General features: G+C 62.7%; 11 protein-coding genes. 10 read left to right on the forward strand and 1 reads right to left on the reverse strand.

The genetic code is table 11. The annotated features are described in order from the left end of the window. On the reverse strand, positions 1–1,691 hold a 1,691-nt coding region (locus tag Q0K07_RS11160), incomplete at its 3' end, for a hypothetical protein (protein WP_294559238.1). Positions 1,692–2,228: 537 nt separating this feature from the next. Between Q0K07_RS11160 and Q0K07_RS11165 the strand changes: the two genes are divergently transcribed. The 10 genes from Q0K07_RS11165 to Q0K07_RS11210 all read left to right on the forward strand — a co-directional run. Further along, the gene (locus Q0K07_RS11165; protein ID WP_294559239.1) at positions 2,229–2,735 is read left to right on the forward strand and encodes a hypothetical protein; all 507 of its coding nucleotides are present in this window, start codon (positions 2,229–2,231) and stop codon (positions 2,733–2,735) included. After that, the gene (locus tag Q0K07_RS11170) at positions 2,732–3,859 is read left to right on the forward strand and encodes a hypothetical protein (RefSeq protein WP_294559241.1); all 1,128 of its coding nucleotides are present in this window, start codon (positions 2,732–2,734) and stop codon (positions 3,857–3,859) included. Before Q0K07_RS11165 ends, Q0K07_RS11170 begins: the two co-directional genes overlap by 4 nt. 141 nt (positions 3,860–4,000) lie before the next feature. Then, positions 4,001–5,179, forward strand: a complete 1,179-nt coding sequence (locus tag Q0K07_RS11175; RefSeq protein WP_294559242.1) for a hypothetical protein — start codon at positions 4,001–4,003, stop codon at positions 5,177–5,179. Beyond that, positions 5,176–7,350, forward strand: coding sequence for a hypothetical protein (locus Q0K07_RS11180; protein ID WP_294559244.1), 2,175 nt, complete (start codon positions 5,176–5,178; stop codon positions 7,348–7,350). The genes Q0K07_RS11175 and Q0K07_RS11180 overlap by 4 nt, the downstream gene beginning before the upstream one ends. A gap of 224 nt (positions 7,351–7,574) precedes the next feature. Continuing rightward, entirely contained in the window at positions 7,575–8,453 is an 879-nt protein-coding gene (locus tag Q0K07_RS11185; protein ID WP_294559246.1) for a hypothetical protein, read from the forward strand. 304 nt (positions 8,454–8,757) lie between these two features. After that, complete coding sequence (locus Q0K07_RS11190) at positions 8,758–9,342, forward strand: NYN domain-containing protein (RefSeq protein WP_294559248.1); 585 nt, start codon at positions 8,758–8,760, stop codon at positions 9,340–9,342. 293 nt (positions 9,343–9,635) lie between these two features. Beyond that, positions 9,636–10,514, forward strand: a complete 879-nt coding sequence (locus Q0K07_RS11195) for a hypothetical protein (protein ID WP_294559250.1) — start codon at positions 9,636–9,638, stop codon at positions 10,512–10,514. A gap of 218 nt (positions 10,515–10,732) precedes the next feature. Beyond that, entirely contained in the window at positions 10,733–12,460 is a 1,728-nt protein-coding gene (locus tag Q0K07_RS11200) for a ThiF family adenylyltransferase (RefSeq protein ID WP_294559251.1), read from the forward strand. Positions 12,461–12,603: 143 nt separating this feature from the next. Further along, positions 12,604–12,999, forward strand: coding sequence for a hypothetical protein (locus Q0K07_RS11205; RefSeq protein WP_294559253.1), 396 nt, complete (start codon positions 12,604–12,606; stop codon positions 12,997–12,999). Between the two features lie 250 nt (positions 13,000–13,249). Beyond that, the coding region (locus tag Q0K07_RS11210) for a CRISPR-associated endonuclease Cas1 (RefSeq protein WP_294559255.1) at positions 13,250–15,173 on the forward strand (1,924 nt) is incomplete at its 3' end.

Below are 15,173 nucleotides of genomic sequence, written 5' to 3' on the forward strand. Positions count from 1 at the left end.
TCAGAGGCATTGGCATCGCACACGGCAAGGCGCAGGGCCGCGTGCAGGTCGGCCTGCGGATACCCGAGGGCCACCTCATCCGCCAGCATTTCCACCACGGCCTTTGCCGCCTCCAGCTCCGGCGAGGCAATGACGCCCTCATGGTTGAACTGGGCAAGCTCGGTCAGCTTGGCAAAAAAGCGCACATCCGGCGGCAGGGGTACGTTGTCCGCACCGCGCAGCCACGTTGTCTGCCGTGCCAGCACGTCCAGGTCGTATTCCTTTTCCGCAAGATAGGCGGCCGTCGCGTCCACATAGCTCTTCCATGCCTCTGGATGAGCCGTGCATGTTCGTTTCAGCTCTTCCAGGGCCAGACATGCCAGAGAACCTGCCTGTGCGGCATCCGGCCGCTCCGTCAGCAGCCTCCACATCCGCCCGGAAACAAGGCTGCCCTGCATGGCGGTTTCGCAGGCCTCCATAAACTCCGCATCACCGCTGAACAGGCAGGCGCCCGACAGGCCGTGCCCATGAAGAAGCTTCCCTTTCGTGCCGGAATACGATCCCCAGTAGTTGGCCAGCAGATCCACCCAGCCGAGCATGCCGGAATTTTTGCCCGCGAACTTCACATTCCGCAGCACAATGCGGGAACTTCTCTCCTCCTTCTCCCTGCCAAGAAGAAGGGAAAACTCCTTTTTCAGCAGAAAAGGATCAAGCGTTGCGCCGAAATCCGAACGTTCCTCAATGGTTATGTCGAGGGCAACATTCTTTCCCTCCCCCTGCGGGCAGGGCAGCAGGCGCAGAACCCAGCCCACCACCTTGTGAAGCAGGCCGTACCAGCCTTCGCGGGAAGAAGCGTCCACGCTGTCCACGGAAAGACCGAACACGCCGCATTCCTCCGCAAGCAGCCTGTTCAGAAGCGGATCCGTATGCTCTCCGTTCAGGACGGAGGCATGAAAATTCGGCCCCAGAGCTTGCAGCGCGGTATCCGCAGGCAGAAGAAGCGCCACCATGCGCCCCATCCTGCCCGTACCGCCGTCAGCTTCAAAGTCCTCCCCGCTCTCATCAATCCACAAGGTCCAGCCCTGCCCGGGCGCCGTGCCTTCACGCGGGGGAAGGCAGTTGATGCGGTGTTCCCGCTTCTCCGGGGCCGGCAGCTCCTGCTTCTTAGCCTGAACGGCCGCCGGGGCTGCACGTTTCATGTCAGTCTTTTCCAGCCGTGCGGCCTCCGCGCGACGCGGCTCAAGACTGTCCTTCAGGCAGGGATAGACGGCCACGACCTTGTCCAGAAAAGCAAGAAAAGCCTTCGCCTCTCCCTTGTGATAAAGCACATCAAGGCGGTTTTCGGCACTTTCCTGAAGCTTTTTCACAAGCTTGTCATGTACTTCCTTCAGGATATTCCGGTCCTTGAGGGCGGCGGCAAGTTCCGGTGCAAAAAGGTTGCGCCGCAGCGTATCGTCAAGGGGCTCCCACTGGCGTTTGAACGTGAGCCCTCTTTCGTAGTGTTCCCGTATCACGTCCTCAAGCTCGGCCCGGGAATAACCGGGCACTGCAAGAATTCCGGCCTTCACTTCCTCCAGTTCCGCATCGGGCCGCCCCCAGGAGACCTTTTTCTGATAGTCGGAAAGAAGCTTCATGAGTTCCTGCCTCTTCCACACCGTCCGAGGACGGAAAGAAGTGCCCGACCTGTTCCAGCCCGATGAATACCCCGGCATATACATTCTCCTGCATGACACGTTGCGCCTGCCCGCGAAAAAGGCGGCTGTTTCAAGATACGAAAAAAGCTCTGTACTGTCACGTTATGCTGTGACGGAACACAGCGCTGAACCACAAAAAACGCGTCCGCGTGCTCCCGGCATCCGTTTCTCCGAGGACAGCGCGGATCATGACGGACGGGAAGCCGCCGAAAGCGGACCGGCCGAGGCGGCGGAACGCCCGTCGGCATACGTTTCGCGGTATCCGTCAGCCCGGGCGTCTCTCATGCCGTGTCATGGCTTCACAGCTGCGGCAGGCGGACATCCTGCCCCCCCGGAACAAGCCGTTGTTCCCCCAAAAACTTGCCTTCCTCTACGGAATGCCGGGCGCTTTTTCCAGAGCGCTCCCTTTTTCCGCCGGGGAAACGTTCCTCTCCCGCGGCCCGATGCGCCATCCCCCGCGCGACACGCCCCTGCTTTTACGGCAAATCTTCCCTTCCGTTATGGACATCCGCCCGGCCCTGTCCTATCATCGGCCATATCTCTGCGGGAGGAACCATGGATACCTGTCATGATGATGAATACGATCCTTATGTAAAAAAACGCCGCGCCTTGCCGCCGAAGGATTATTTTTCCTTTCTCACCGTAACGAAGCGCACAAAAAAACGCAGTCTTGAGGAACTTGCCCCCCTCAGGGGGGAAAAAAACTTCCACCTGCCCCGCGACTACTGGCAGGAGGGGTGTCTTTTCTTCGGCTTCAGCGACGAGGGCTGGCAGGAACGCACCGGTGGCGTCTTTCCCGCCACGCTCAAGAGCACCCATCCCCTCTATGTATGGAAGACCGACCAGACGGGCGAGACCGTATGCCCCTGCACAAGCAGAAAGAACAACGACGCCGGCATGATTCCCGAAGGGAGCGTGCTGGAATTCACGGGGCACGTCACGGAAAAAACTTCCTATGTGCTCCATGCCCTGCGCTTCCCCGTCGCTCCTGAGGAAAGCCTCAACGAAAAGCTCGACTTCAAGGGCGTGTTTCCGCCCGAAAACCTGAGGAAGCCGCAATGAACGAAAACGACACGAAGCCGGGCCGCGAGGAAAAGGCCGCCGCACGCTGGCAGAAAAAGCAGCAGACTCTTGCCGAAATCCAGAGCGCTCTGCCCGCGATTTACCACTTTTTCATGAAAAAAAATGTGTTCATGAAAGAAGCGCAGGACTTTCTGCAGAACAATCTGGAAATGATGTGTTCGCCGGAGGAGCTGTGGGAACGCTATGAGTATTTTGTATGCTCCAAGCTGGACGCAGAAAAGCGGCAGGCATTTCTGAACGCGCTTGATGCCCTGACTTCCGAGCTTCCGGCGGATGATCTCCGGCAGACCCGTTCCCGATGGATGGCCGCGGTATTTTCCCAGGCCCGTTCCGATGAGAAACGCCGCATGAAGGATTCGCCCTCCAACCTGTACCACCGCATACAGCTGCTGATAAAAAAGCACCGTCCGGAATGCCTGTATTTCAAGGGGAACCGCTGGTACGGCAGGCCGGGCATGAAGGAAGACGCCGTCCTGCTGTTTGAGAAAAACATGGAAAAAGACTGCGAACGATCCTTCATCACTTCCCTTCCTGTCGTGCCGGGACTGGAACTCCGGCATTTCTACGACAATTCGGGCAGCAAATTCCGCTTTGAAGGCTTCGGCCGCGCTCTCGACGAGATTCTGAAGAGCGTGCAGGAAAAAAGCGGCTCGCCCGATGCGGCCTTTCTGCTCCTTCACTTCATGTACTGGTTTACCCGCCGCTACGGGGTGCTGACAAGAACGGTGTATGACGATGACGGGGAAGGCAGCCTCAGCGACAGGTCGCAGGCGTCGGCCTTTGTCGAGGATGAAACCCTCAGCCCGCAGGATGTCTACAAGGTGTTCCTCCTTCTGAAGGAAAAGCTCGACGCCCCCCATCTGCGCCTGCTGGAACTCAAAGTTTACGGAAAGACGGCCCGGCAGATCATGGAGGACATGCGGAATTATCGCCTCAGGCTGAACAACGACAGCGCGGTGAATTACCATTACGCCGGCATTCAAAAGGTCGCGGATGTATGCTTTGCGGAGCTGGGCCTGCCCGCAGGCAGAGAGGCGTTCAAGGCTTTTCTCGCCTTCTGCCGTCGTCTGTACAGCATTCAGCAGTCAATGGAACGCCCATGACCGCGTTAAACACTGAACCTGCCGCAGGCAGAAGGGTGCTCAGGGATTTTTCGCCCGCTGCCGCATCAACATCTGAAGCCGGTTCGGAATGTGCCTGCGACATTCCGTACACTACGGCAAACATCACAGACAGGTAACACTATGGATCTTTATCTCATTCCCCCGGAAGAGGCCCTGCGCCTCATGGAACAGGCACGCACATGCCCTCCGCTCGATATGCTCATGCGGGGCGGGGCGGACATCGACAAACACATCGCAACCTGCCCTTCCTGCCGGAATCTGGTTCAGGAAGAGAAGGAAGACTATGCGAAGCTTGAGGCATTTCTCCGCTCCCGTCCCTCCTGTAAACCGGGCGGCCGCGTGCAGGCCGGGGAAGTCCGCCATGTTTCCCGTTCGGCCGTGCCGGACATCCACGATGAACACGGCTGGCACAACCCGCCCCTTGCGCTCGTCATTTATGATGAAGACGCCGTGGGCATACCCGGCGTGGTGCGCGTGGCGCCCCTGTTTGACATGCCCTCCCTTGCCTTTGTGGGCGACATTCCCCTGCGCAGCCTGAAAAAGAACCTTTTTGCCGAAAGCTGGAACACCTTTGCCCTGCCCGCCCGCTGCCTTGCCGGCGTTTTCGGCGTTGTGTCTCAGAAAGAGCTCGACGAAGTGCGGGAATGGGAAGACAAGGATCTTCCCGAACTGGCGGAAGGCACGGCGCAGCTCGCCTTCCGCAGGCTGGAGCGGAACATGGCCGGCTTCTACGGAAAATACGGCGCGGCGCAGGCCCTGGCCATGTGGGAAGAAGCCTCCGCACCGCAAAAGGCCTCCGTCGGGGCGAAGATACACGCCTTCCGCCCGGCGACGAGTTCGGACATACGGCGTACCTTCAACGCCTGCAGGCATGAACTATACCCCTCCGCCACCCCCTTCCGCAGCGAAGAGTGGCTTGCCGCGGCCGACGCCCCTCTCGTCCCCATGGAAGGGCGCGCTTTGCTGAACAGATTCTACGGCCCGGCGACAAAGGGCGTGGTCAACGTTTATACGCTGGATTTCGGCGCCGGGGAAGCTCCGCGCGAGGAACGCCCCGCCGAATTCCGCTTCGGCAAAAACGAAAAGGCGGCGCTTCTGCATGTGCTCCTGCCGTGGGAGGCGGACGTTCCCCTGTGGGAAGCCGCCGTCATGCTTTCGGAAGACTCGCAGGAACAGTGGATGAACATCGACAGGGAAGAGCAGGAAGGCTGTGTCAGCCTGTTTCTGAAGCTCGATGAAGGAACCCGCCTGGATGCCTCCCGCGTGAAGGTGCTGCTCTTTGCAGGAAGAAAGGCATGATTTCCTGGAAACGCCTTGTTGCCGTAACGGAAAACGCGCCGGAAGAGCGCTACGGGCACAAATCCGGCACGTTCCGTTTCCCCGGTGAAGAAGACACGGAAGCGCTTTTCCGCCATCCTCAGAAAGAAGAATACCTTGAACTGCTCAGGGCCAAGGCGCTTCTGCCAGACGCGCCGCAGGCCCTTCCGGCGCAGCTTGCGGAAGGCTTTCCCGCGCCGGGCGGCCTGACGTGGGAAGAAGCCCTCGCCCTGCCCTGGCTGGAAGTGCCCGTGCCGCTGCTCATCACGGAGAAAGAAGACAGGCGGGGCGGCCTCGCCCACGTCCTGCTCGCCCTGCTGCCGGAAGGGGAAAAGGGCAACCGCATCTCTTCCGGCGCTCTTTCGCCGGACGCGTGCAAGGCCATGGAAAACGCCCTGAAACTGGCCTCAGAAGACACAGGGCGCTGTTTCGCGGCCATGCCCCGGCACGCCTTGCAGAAGTTTTCCGGCGCATCCCTCGGCCTTCCCCTGTGGCTCGGCGCGCGTGTTCTGGCCGGGGATGACACCATGCGCGAGGGCTTCAGTGAGGTACTCGCCACAGGCGCGCTGGATGAGGAAGGACGGCTTCTTCCCGTGGACGGCGTGGAGGAAAAGGCGGACATGGCGAAGAAGGTCTGCGCCGCGCGCTTTCTCTACCCCGCCTCCAGCCTCGACCATGTGCCGCCAAAGGGCTTTCCCCTGCACAACGTGCACGACGCGCTCTTTCTGCTCCGCGGGGTGGAGGAACGCTTCTGGCGCACGGTGAATTCCTTCCGCTACGACCCGGATTTCTTCTGGTATCAGCTTCCGGCCATACGCGGCTGGAAGAAGGCGGATCTCGTGCACCTTGCGCTCTCCTTTGCGGAAGAATGCGGCTGCCTGAATAAGCCCCCCGCCGACGGGGCCGACATGCTGGGGCATCTGTGCGACTTTATCGAAGACAGGGAACTTGACCTCGGGGCCAGGCGCAAAAGCCTGCTCAGGCTGTTCCGCCCCGAATGGGCGCAGAAGCAGGAACGCACGGTGGACCTCTTCCGGCTCTGCCAGCTGCACCTGACGCTCGTCAACCGCGAAGGGGAGGAATCGGAACCATGGGAGGCGCTCAGCGAAGAATGCCGCGCCGCCGTCCAGAACAGCGGGCGCAACGTGTCCTCGCTGTTTCTTTCCTACTATGCCCGCCGGTGCGAAAGCCTGCACAACCAGTTCTTCTTCACGCCGGGGGCGGACTTGAACGAGCATATCAAGGAAGAGCTTGTGCGCTTTGAGGATTACCGGGAACACGCCGTGGGGGAAGCCTGCGGCATGCTCTGCCAGGGCGCGGCGTTCCGTAAGGACCACACCCTTGCGCTTGCTCTGGCCGACCGTTCGGAAAATAACTTCGGACTGGACAAAAAAGGCCGCCTCCACGCCCTGCGCCGCGAGGCCGACCGCGCCTACATCTTCTGGGATCACGCGACCTGCGCACGGCATGACAAGGCCCGCCGCCACGCCCGCAGCCGGGTAAGGGGCACGGCTCTCGCCGGGGCGCGCCGTGCTCTGCCGGAAAAGGCCGTGCACACGCTCCGGGAGGCACTTCTCCATGAAAAGGCCTGCCGCCATGCCCTCCGCTACATCAAGGAAAGCGCAGACTGCAAGGAAAACGAACCTTTTGCCGAAGCGCTCAAGGCCCGCATGAACGCCGAAGCGCGCCTGCGCCTGGGAAAAACGCCCGACAAAGCCTTTGTGGATGAGGCCCTCCGGCACCTTGCGGACGACGCGGGGCGCACAGACTTTCCCCACCCCTGGCAGCTTTACTTCTACAACGCCGGCCTTTCCCTGCTTTCTCCGCACGGCCGGAAAAACGCCCCGGAAAAGGATACGGCCATCCTCTTTCTGGAACGCTCCCGCGAACTGTGCCGGAATTCGGACGGCCTTACCATCAACATCATGACGCTGCTTCCCCTTTCACGGCTCCATGCCCTCCGCCCCGGCGATGCAACGATTCTGCGCGATACGGAAGACATTCTCCGCAGCATGAAAGAGGCCGCCATGCAGAACAGGCTGAACGGAGAGCACTTCGCTCCTCTTCTGAAGGAGGCGGAACACGGCGCGGCCCGCGCCCTGACTCTTCTGAAAAAAGACCCCGAACGCTTCTTTCCCTTCAACTACCGCTGAAAACCCCGCACAGCCATGGAAAAGCCCGCCCGCAACGGCGGGCTTTTTTTGCGCAAAAAATGCGCCCTGTTCTGAAATTCTCCCTTCTGATTCCGTAATCAGCAGTGCCGGGGCATTCCCCGGCCCGGCGGACAAAAAAACAACTTATTCTGAATACGCTCTCACATTCCGTATTTCCCCATGCCGGAACCTTCCCACAGGGCAGCGGCACGGCAGAAAAACGCATGCTTCTGAATCATCACCCCATATTCCGTATCCTTACCCGTCCCTTCACCCTTTTCTCTCAGGAGTACACCATGTACAGCATTCCCACCCCCCGCGACGTTCAGGCCTCTTCCTTCAACAACGGCAACGACCAGTACATCATCGTCAACGGCCGCCGCATCTTCTGCGGCAACGGCGTCTCCGGTCGCGACATCACCAGCGCCGCGGGCAATCCCTCCAAACGCCGCGTGGTCAAGATCGCTTCCGGCCATGTGCAGAAGATCAACCCCTTCCACCACTATTCCCCCGAAGAACTCAGGGACAAGAACGGCCGCCCCGTGAAGATCAAGACCATGCCCGAACGCACCAAGGGCGGATTCTTCGACTTCTTCGGCAACGCCTCTCCCGCCTCCCGGGAACCGAATCCCGCGCCCCGGCCCTCCGCCCCGCAGACGCCGTTCAGCGGCCGCCGCTCCGAGTTCTCCCGCCGTCTCATCCTCGACCAGATCAACGACGTGGCCCGCAACGTCTTCAAGGCTCCGGTGCAGTTCGACAACGGCGGGGACTGGGTGGTCTTCCCCTCCTTCCGTCTGCCCGGGAACTGGTCCGTGCCCACCACCCCGCTCATGATCCTCTTCCCCACCGACTACCCGGTGCTGCCGCCCATCGGCTTCTACCTGCCCGATACCCTGCCTTCCCCCAACGGCCACAAGTACGCCCAGGCCTACCACTCCGCAAGCGCCGCTCCCCTCATGCGCGGCTGGCACTGGTACTGCTGCTACGTGCAGGACGGCGCGTGGCAGCCTGCGCCCATGAACGCCCGCAACGGCTGGCGCGACGGCGACAACCTCTACACCTACCTCACCCTCGTGAGCGAGGCCCTCGCCTCCAGCGACTGAACCTCAACCCCGGGGGCTTCCGTGCTCCGGGCCTCTCCTGAGAGAAACCTTACGCAGCAGCAGGCGGCCCCGTTTCTTCCCTTTCCCTCTCCCCCTCAACCCCCGGGGCCTCCATGCCCCGGGCAGAAACGTTTTTCCGGCCGCCTTCCCAAAACTCCCCCGCTGATTCCGTACCTCCCCATGCCGGAACCTTCCCACAGGGCAACGGCACGGCAGAAAAACGCATGTTTCTGAATTATCGCCTGATACTCCGTATCTTCCCCCACCGGGCATTGCCCTTCACCCTCTTCAAAAGGACACTCTCATGGAAAAAGTGACGATTTTCCTCGATTTCGCCAACCTCGACGCTTCCGCCCCCGGCCGCATCGACTACGGCTCTCTGCTCCGCTATCTGGGCGAAGGCCGCAACGTTCTCGATGCCTTCGCCTATGTCCCCGTCGATCCCCGCGCCCCTCAGGCCCGCGACGGCGTCATCCGCCACCTTCAGCAGAGCGGCTGGATGGTCAACTCCAAAATGGGCAAGATCGCGGGCCAGTCCTACAAGGCCAACGTGGATGTGGAAATGACCATCGACATCATCCAGTGCGCCGAGCTCGTGCACCCCGACATCATCGTGCTCTGCTCCGGTGACGGCGATTTCATGCCCCTCATCCGCTTTCTGCGCCGCAGGGGCGTGCGCCTGGAAACCGCAGCTTTCCTGAGCGCCGCCTCCCGCGAGGTGAAAACGGAATCCAGCGGCTTCATCGACCTCGACCTCTGGTACCGGGAATCCTGCCGCGTATTCCCGCCCTTCCCCCGGCAGGACTTCTTCCGGTCCGGTTCCACCCCCCGGCACCGCGATGCGCGTTTTTCCGAAGAGGAATACGCCTTTCTCTCCCGCTCACGCTGACCCCTCCCGGGGCCTCCGGGCCTCTCCTGAGAGAAACCTTCCGCAGCAGCAGGCGGCCCCGTTTCTTCCCTTTCCCTCTCACCCCTAAGCCCCGGGGCTTCCGTGCCCCGGGCAGGAACGTTTTTCCGGCCGCCTTCCGAAAATTCCCCGCTGATTCCGTAATTCCCCATGCCGGGGCATTGCCCCGGCCCGGCGGGCAAAAAAAACAACGACGTATTCTGAATACGCTCTCACATTCCGTATTTCCCTGTGCCGGGGCATTGCCGCAGGGCAGCGGCACGGCAGAAAAACGCATGCTTCTGAATCATCACCTCACATTCCGTATCGTTACCCGTTCCTTCACCCTTTTCTCTCAGGAGTACACCATGTACAGCATTCCCACCCCCCGCGACGTTCAGGCCTCTTCCTTCAACAACGGCAACGACCAGTACATCATCGTCAACGGCCGCCGCATCTTCTGCGGCAACGGCGTCTCCGGTCGCGACATCACCAGCGCCGCGGGCAATCCCTCCAAACGCCGCGTGGTCAAGATCGCTTCCGGCCATGTGCAGAAGATCAACCCCTTCCACCACTATTCCCCCGAAGAACTCAGGGACAAGAACGGCCGCCCCGTGAAGATCAAGACCATGCCCGAACGCACCAAGGGCGGATTCTTCGACTTCTTCGGCAACGCCTCTCCCGCCTCCCGGGAACCGAATCCCGCGCCCCGGCCCTCCGCCCCGCAGACGCCGTTCAGCGGCCGCCGCTCCGAGTTCTCCCGCCGTCTCATCCTCGACCAGATCAACGACGTGGCCCGCAACGTCTTCAAGGCTCCGGTGCAGTTCGACAACGGCGGGGACTGGGTGGTCTTCCCCTCCTTCCGTCTGCCCGGGAACTGGTCCGTGCCCACCACCCCGCTCATGATCCTCTTCCCCACCGACTACCCGGTGCTGCCGCCCATCGGCTTCTACCTGCCCGATACCCTGCCTTCCCCCAACGGCCACAAGTACGCCCAGGCCTACCACTCCGCAAGCGCCGCTCCCCTCATGCGCGGCTGGCACTGGTACTGCTGCTACGTGCAGGACGGCGCGTGGCAGCCTGCGCCCATGAACGCCCGCAACGGCTGGCGCGACGGCGACAACCTCTACACCTACCTCACCCTCGTGAGCGAGGCCCTCGCCTCCAGCGACTGAACCTCAACCCCGGGGGCTTCCGTGCTCCGGGCCTCTCCTGAGAGAAACCTTACGCAGCAGCAGGCGGCCCCGTTTCTTCCCTCTCCCCCTCAAGCCCCGGGGCTTCCGTGCCCCGGGCAGAAACGCCTTTTCCGGCCGCCTTCCGAAAATTCCCCGCTGATTCCGTACTTCCCCATGCCGGAACCTTCCCACAAGGCAGCGGCACGGCAGAAAAACGCATGCTTCTGAATTATCGCCTCATATTCCGTATCGTTACCCGTCCCTTCATCCTTTTCTCTCAGGAGTACACCATGTCCTTCATTCCCACCCCCGACGATTTCACCCGCCCCTCTTCCCACCCCGAACACCCGACCGAGGAAAACACCATGCCCCGTTCCGAAACCTGCTCCGCCGAACAGTCCGCCCTCTGCGAAAACCGCTCCGAAATCCGCTTCCCTCACGGGCTGCTGCGCGTTCTGCGCGAAAGCCTGCTCAACGGCAGCCGTGAAGAATGCTTTGCGCTTCTTCTGGCGCGGCGCGAGGAAAGCCCCTCCGGCAAAATCGTCTTCGTGGCGGACGAAATCCAGCTCCCCGGCGAAGACGACATCGAATCCTCCGGCCGTTTCCACATCCGTCCTTCGCGGTCCTTCATCGCGTCGGTTCTGGCCGAAGTGCAGGCCCGGCCGGACGTGGACTGCATCGTGGACGTGCACACCCACCCCTTCACCCCGCGCGGCGTCTTCTCCTCCACCGACAATGCCGACGAGGAAAGCTTCTGCCGCTGCCTCAGCGAGGAAGTGGACAGCAGCATCCACTATGCCAGCATCGTGTTCGGCACCGAAACCTGCTCCGCCCGCCTGTGGCGGATGGAGGAAGGCCTTCCCGTCAGCACTCCCGCCCTGGTGAAGGCGCAGACTGCGCCGGAAGCCGTGCCCTGTGAAGGCTTTCTGGCCGACATCTCCCCGAGCGGCATGCTGGCCCGTTCCGAACTGGCCCTCGGCGTGGACGTGCTGCGCCGCATGGCCTCCGATCAGCTCATCGTGCTGGCCGGAGCCGGGGGCATAGGCTCGCTGCTGGCCGAAATGCTGGTGCGTTCCGGCTTCACCCGCATCGGCCTCATCGACAACGACGCCCTCGAAATCACGAACCTGAACCGCTTTGCGGGCGGCTACCTCGAAGACGTGGGCAAGCCCAAGGTGCAGGTCATCCGGCATCATCTGGAACGCATCCGCCCCGACGTGGAGGTCTCTGCCCTGCAGTGCGGCGTGGAAAGCCCGGAAGCCGAAAGCCTCATGGCCGCGGCGGACTGGGTGCTGCTTTCCACCGACAGCCACAGCAGCCGCCATGTCGTGCAGCGCACCTGCCGGAAGTACGCCGTGCCGCTCATTTCCGCCGGAGTGAACATTTCCGTGGAGCATGCGGAAGACGGCCGCCCCGTCATCACCGACCAGAGCGGCGAAGTCATCGTCATCCGCCACGGCGACGGCTTCTGCCTGCACTGCCTCGGCCGCATTTCGCCCATCCGGATGGCGGCGGAACAGCACCCCGACCCCGAAGTGCGCGAAGGCCTGGTGCGGCGCGGCTATGTGAGCGGCCTCGACGTGAAGGAACCCGCCGTCATGCCGCTGAACGCCGTGGTGGCCGCGCAGGCCGTGCAGGAGCTCATCGACCAGTACCGCGACGGCACGCCCTCCGTTCCCGTCACCGTGTACGAAAGCCACGCAGGCGGCCGCATGTATGCGGACTGGGAAAGCATGGCCGCACTGCCGGCACACTGCTTCTGCTGCGGGCGCGACGTGGCGGAAGAAGCGCCTCTGCCGGAAGGCGAAAACGCGGGCGTCCCCGCCCCGGAAGCGGAAGAGCACGCCGGAAGCTGTTCCGCGGAAGAGTGCTCCGACGGCGAAGAGGCCGCGCCCGAAGGCGCTCCCCTCCCGCAGGGGGATGCCGGGAACCGGGAATCCGCCTGAGGCCTTCCGGGGCAAGGGGAGAAAGCCCCTTCCACACCCGGCTCCTGCGGCGGGAGCAGCGCTGCTCCCGCCTGTTCTTCCCGGCCCCGCCTTCACGGCGGGCTCAGCCCTCAGAAGGGCCAACCTCAACCCAGGAACCATCCATGACTACAGAACAGATCCAGCTTCTCCTTCAGACCAAAGGCTACATCCCCACCATCGACGAAGACGGCGATCTTCTCTTCAAGGCGCAGGGCCGCAGGCTCTACGCTTCCGTGTCGGATACCGACCCCGACTACATGCGCTTTTTCCTCGATCTTCTGATCAATACCGGCGACGCGACGAAACTCGACGTGTTCGAGGCCGCAAACAGCGCCGAACGTCACTTCAAATGCGTGAAGTGCATGATCCTGCGGCATGACGACGAGGGCATCCGCCTCCGCGTCGCCGTGGAATGCTTCACCAGCATCGAAACTCTTGCGCGGAACATCGAACGCTGCATCGACATCATCTGCGCGACCACCTGGCACATCACCCGCACGCTGCAGAGCGACGACTGAGCGTTCCGCTCCCCCGGTCTCCCTCCTGCCGGAGGAGCGGGCCTTCGCGCCGCCCCGGCCGCGGCGGCCACGCGGCCGGGCGATCCGCCCTGAAGCGGACTTCGGCAGCCGGCCTCCCGCCTCCCTTTTTTGAAGGGGGGGCGGGAGTTTCCATGTTCCCGCCGCCCCTTTTTCCGCGCTGGACAAAAGCGGGCCGCGCACGCATGATGAAGGCGAAAACATGCGGCCGGGGCCGCCATCAGGAAGAATCATGACAAGCACGCTTTCCCGCCTGCGCTGGCATACGGCCGGGCTGCTTCTGCAAAACACCCGCAACGCCTGCGCGCGCGAGCATCCCCTTTCCATTTTCGATGCCGTGTTCAAGTTCGCGGCACATATCGGGGGGGCTTCACGCAACACGGAATACTTCTTCCACCCCCTTTCCCGCCTGGAAGCTTCCGTGCGCAAAGGCGCGCTCTATGAGCTGGAGCTTGTCTTCCCCACGGCTTCCGCCGAAGAATGCCGGGCCTTTCTGGACGGCGTGCGCCTCTGGCTGGACGATCCCGCCCGCAACTTCACTCTGCTCAGGGCGGGCGAGGTGCGCGAACGCTCCCTTGCCGCCCTGCAGGAAGAAGGCCCCGACCCTTCGGGCGACGAGCTGTGCCTCGATTTTCTCACCCCTCTCTCCATCCTGCCCGCCACGCCGCGCACGCTTCATACCTTCAACGGCGCGGCCCTGTTCCGCCTTGTTTCCAACCGCCTGCGCCGCTGGTACAAAACAGAGGCCGACGCCGCTCTCGCCCCCCTGCGCACGGCCTTCGAATCTGCGCACGTTCTCCCGTGGTTCTGGCAGTATGCCGAATTTCACCACCGCGCCAAATCGCGTTCCGGCCGGCAGTTCGTCTGCGGCATGCAGGGGCCGCTTTATGTGCGCGGCGATGTGCGCCGTCTGCTGCCGCCCCTGCTCATCATGCAGGAACTTCACCTCGGCCCCCGGAAATCCGCAGGTCAGGGCGCCTATCGCCTGAGGGAACAGCGCCCCTTCATGGATGCCCGACTGGCCGAATCCTCATGGTACGCCGCCGCCTTTGAGCAATATTCCCACGAATCCGACAGGCCCCTGTTTCCCGAAGAAGAAAAGGAACGCCGCATTGCCGAAACGCAACATGCCTGCGCATCCGGCCTGTGGCAAAGCGGCTGCGCCGAACTCTGCCCTGCCGCAGACGGAAGCGCCCCCGAGGCCGTGCTTCCCCCCGCCGACCTTCTGGCTCAGTACGCCGTGCGGAACATGCTCGCTTCCGCCGTGAACAATGCCCTGCCCCGGGGCGTGCCCGGCTTCCGTCCGGAAAAAAGCCCGTCCCTGTCCGGCAGCACGGAAGAGCAGGCATGGCTGCTGCAGACGAACGTTGCGGACTTTTTTGAAGCCATCTCCCACAGGGCGCTTCTGCAAAGCGTGGACGCCTTCCTTCCCCGTGCGGATACCGCCATGCGCGCCTTTCTCCGCGAGGCCGTCGCCATGCCCGCGCGCAGCGGCGGCAACCTTCTCCGCCGGGAAAAGGGGCTTCTCCCGGGCAGTCCCCTTGCGCCCATGCTGGCCGATCTCTGCCTCTCTTTTGTGGACCGGCTCATGGCGGAGCACGGCCCCTGCCTGCGCCGCAACATATCCATCCTTGTCCCTGCGCCTTCCGCCGAGGCTGCGGGGAACGCGCTTTCGCGCCTTGAAGAGGCGCTGCGCCCCCTGAACCTTGCGCCGGACAAAAGCCGTACCGTCATCCGGCAGGGCCATCTTCCCCGTGCGGAAGAAGACACGCTGCTTCCCCCCGGCGGCCGCAGGCCCCTGTATGTGCTTGAGCCGGGCTGCTTCGTGGGCATGGAGGGGGAAAGCGTGCTCGTGCGGCGCGACGGCGAAATCCTGGGCAAGGCGCCCCTGCACGCCACAGGCGGCATATTCCTGCACGGTGCAGGCGGCGTTTCCGCCCGTCTGGTGGAACGCTGCGCACGGGAGCATGTTTCCCTCGCCTTCTGTTCCCCTTCGGGAATGCCCCATGCCGCCCTTCCCCCCTGTTCCCGGGAATGGTATGCCCTCATCGGGGCGCACGCGGCGCGGCACGCGGCCCTCACGAAGGAAGAAAAGACCCGCGCCGCCCGTTCCCTTGTGGAGGCAAAACTCCTTGGGGCCCGGCGCTGGCTCCCGC

Origin of the sequence: uncultured Mailhella sp., assembly GCF_944324615.1 — a bacterium.
GTDB lineage: Bacteria > Desulfobacterota > Desulfovibrionia > Desulfovibrionales > Desulfovibrionaceae > Mailhella.

Excerpts from the sequence above, each read along its gene's own strand:
- Q0K07_RS11165 (WP_294559239.1), top strand. The coding sequence starts at position 2,229 with ATGGATACCTGTCATGATGATGAATACGATCCTTATGTAAAAAAACGC.
- Q0K07_RS11170 (WP_294559241.1), top strand. The coding sequence starts at position 2,732 with ATGAACGAAAACGACACGAAGCCGGGCCGCGAGGAAAAGGCCGCCGCA.
- Q0K07_RS11175 (WP_294559242.1), top strand. The coding sequence starts at position 4,001 with ATGGATCTTTATCTCATTCCCCCGGAAGAGGCCCTGCGCCTCATGGAA.
- Q0K07_RS11180 (WP_294559244.1), top strand. The coding sequence starts at position 5,176 with ATGATTTCCTGGAAACGCCTTGTTGCCGTAACGGAAAACGCGCCGGAA.
- Q0K07_RS11185 (WP_294559246.1), top strand. The coding sequence starts at position 7,575 with ATGCTTCTGAATCATCACCCCATATTCCGTATCCTTACCCGTCCCTTC.
- Q0K07_RS11190 (WP_294559248.1), top strand. The coding sequence starts at position 8,758 with ATGGAAAAAGTGACGATTTTCCTCGATTTCGCCAACCTCGACGCTTCC.
- Q0K07_RS11195 (WP_294559250.1), top strand. The coding sequence starts at position 9,636 with ATGCTTCTGAATCATCACCTCACATTCCGTATCGTTACCCGTTCCTTC.
- Q0K07_RS11200 (WP_294559251.1), top strand. The coding sequence starts at position 10,733 with ATGCTTCTGAATTATCGCCTCATATTCCGTATCGTTACCCGTCCCTTC.
- Q0K07_RS11205 (WP_294559253.1), top strand. The coding sequence starts at position 12,604 with ATGACTACAGAACAGATCCAGCTTCTCCTTCAGACCAAAGGCTACATC.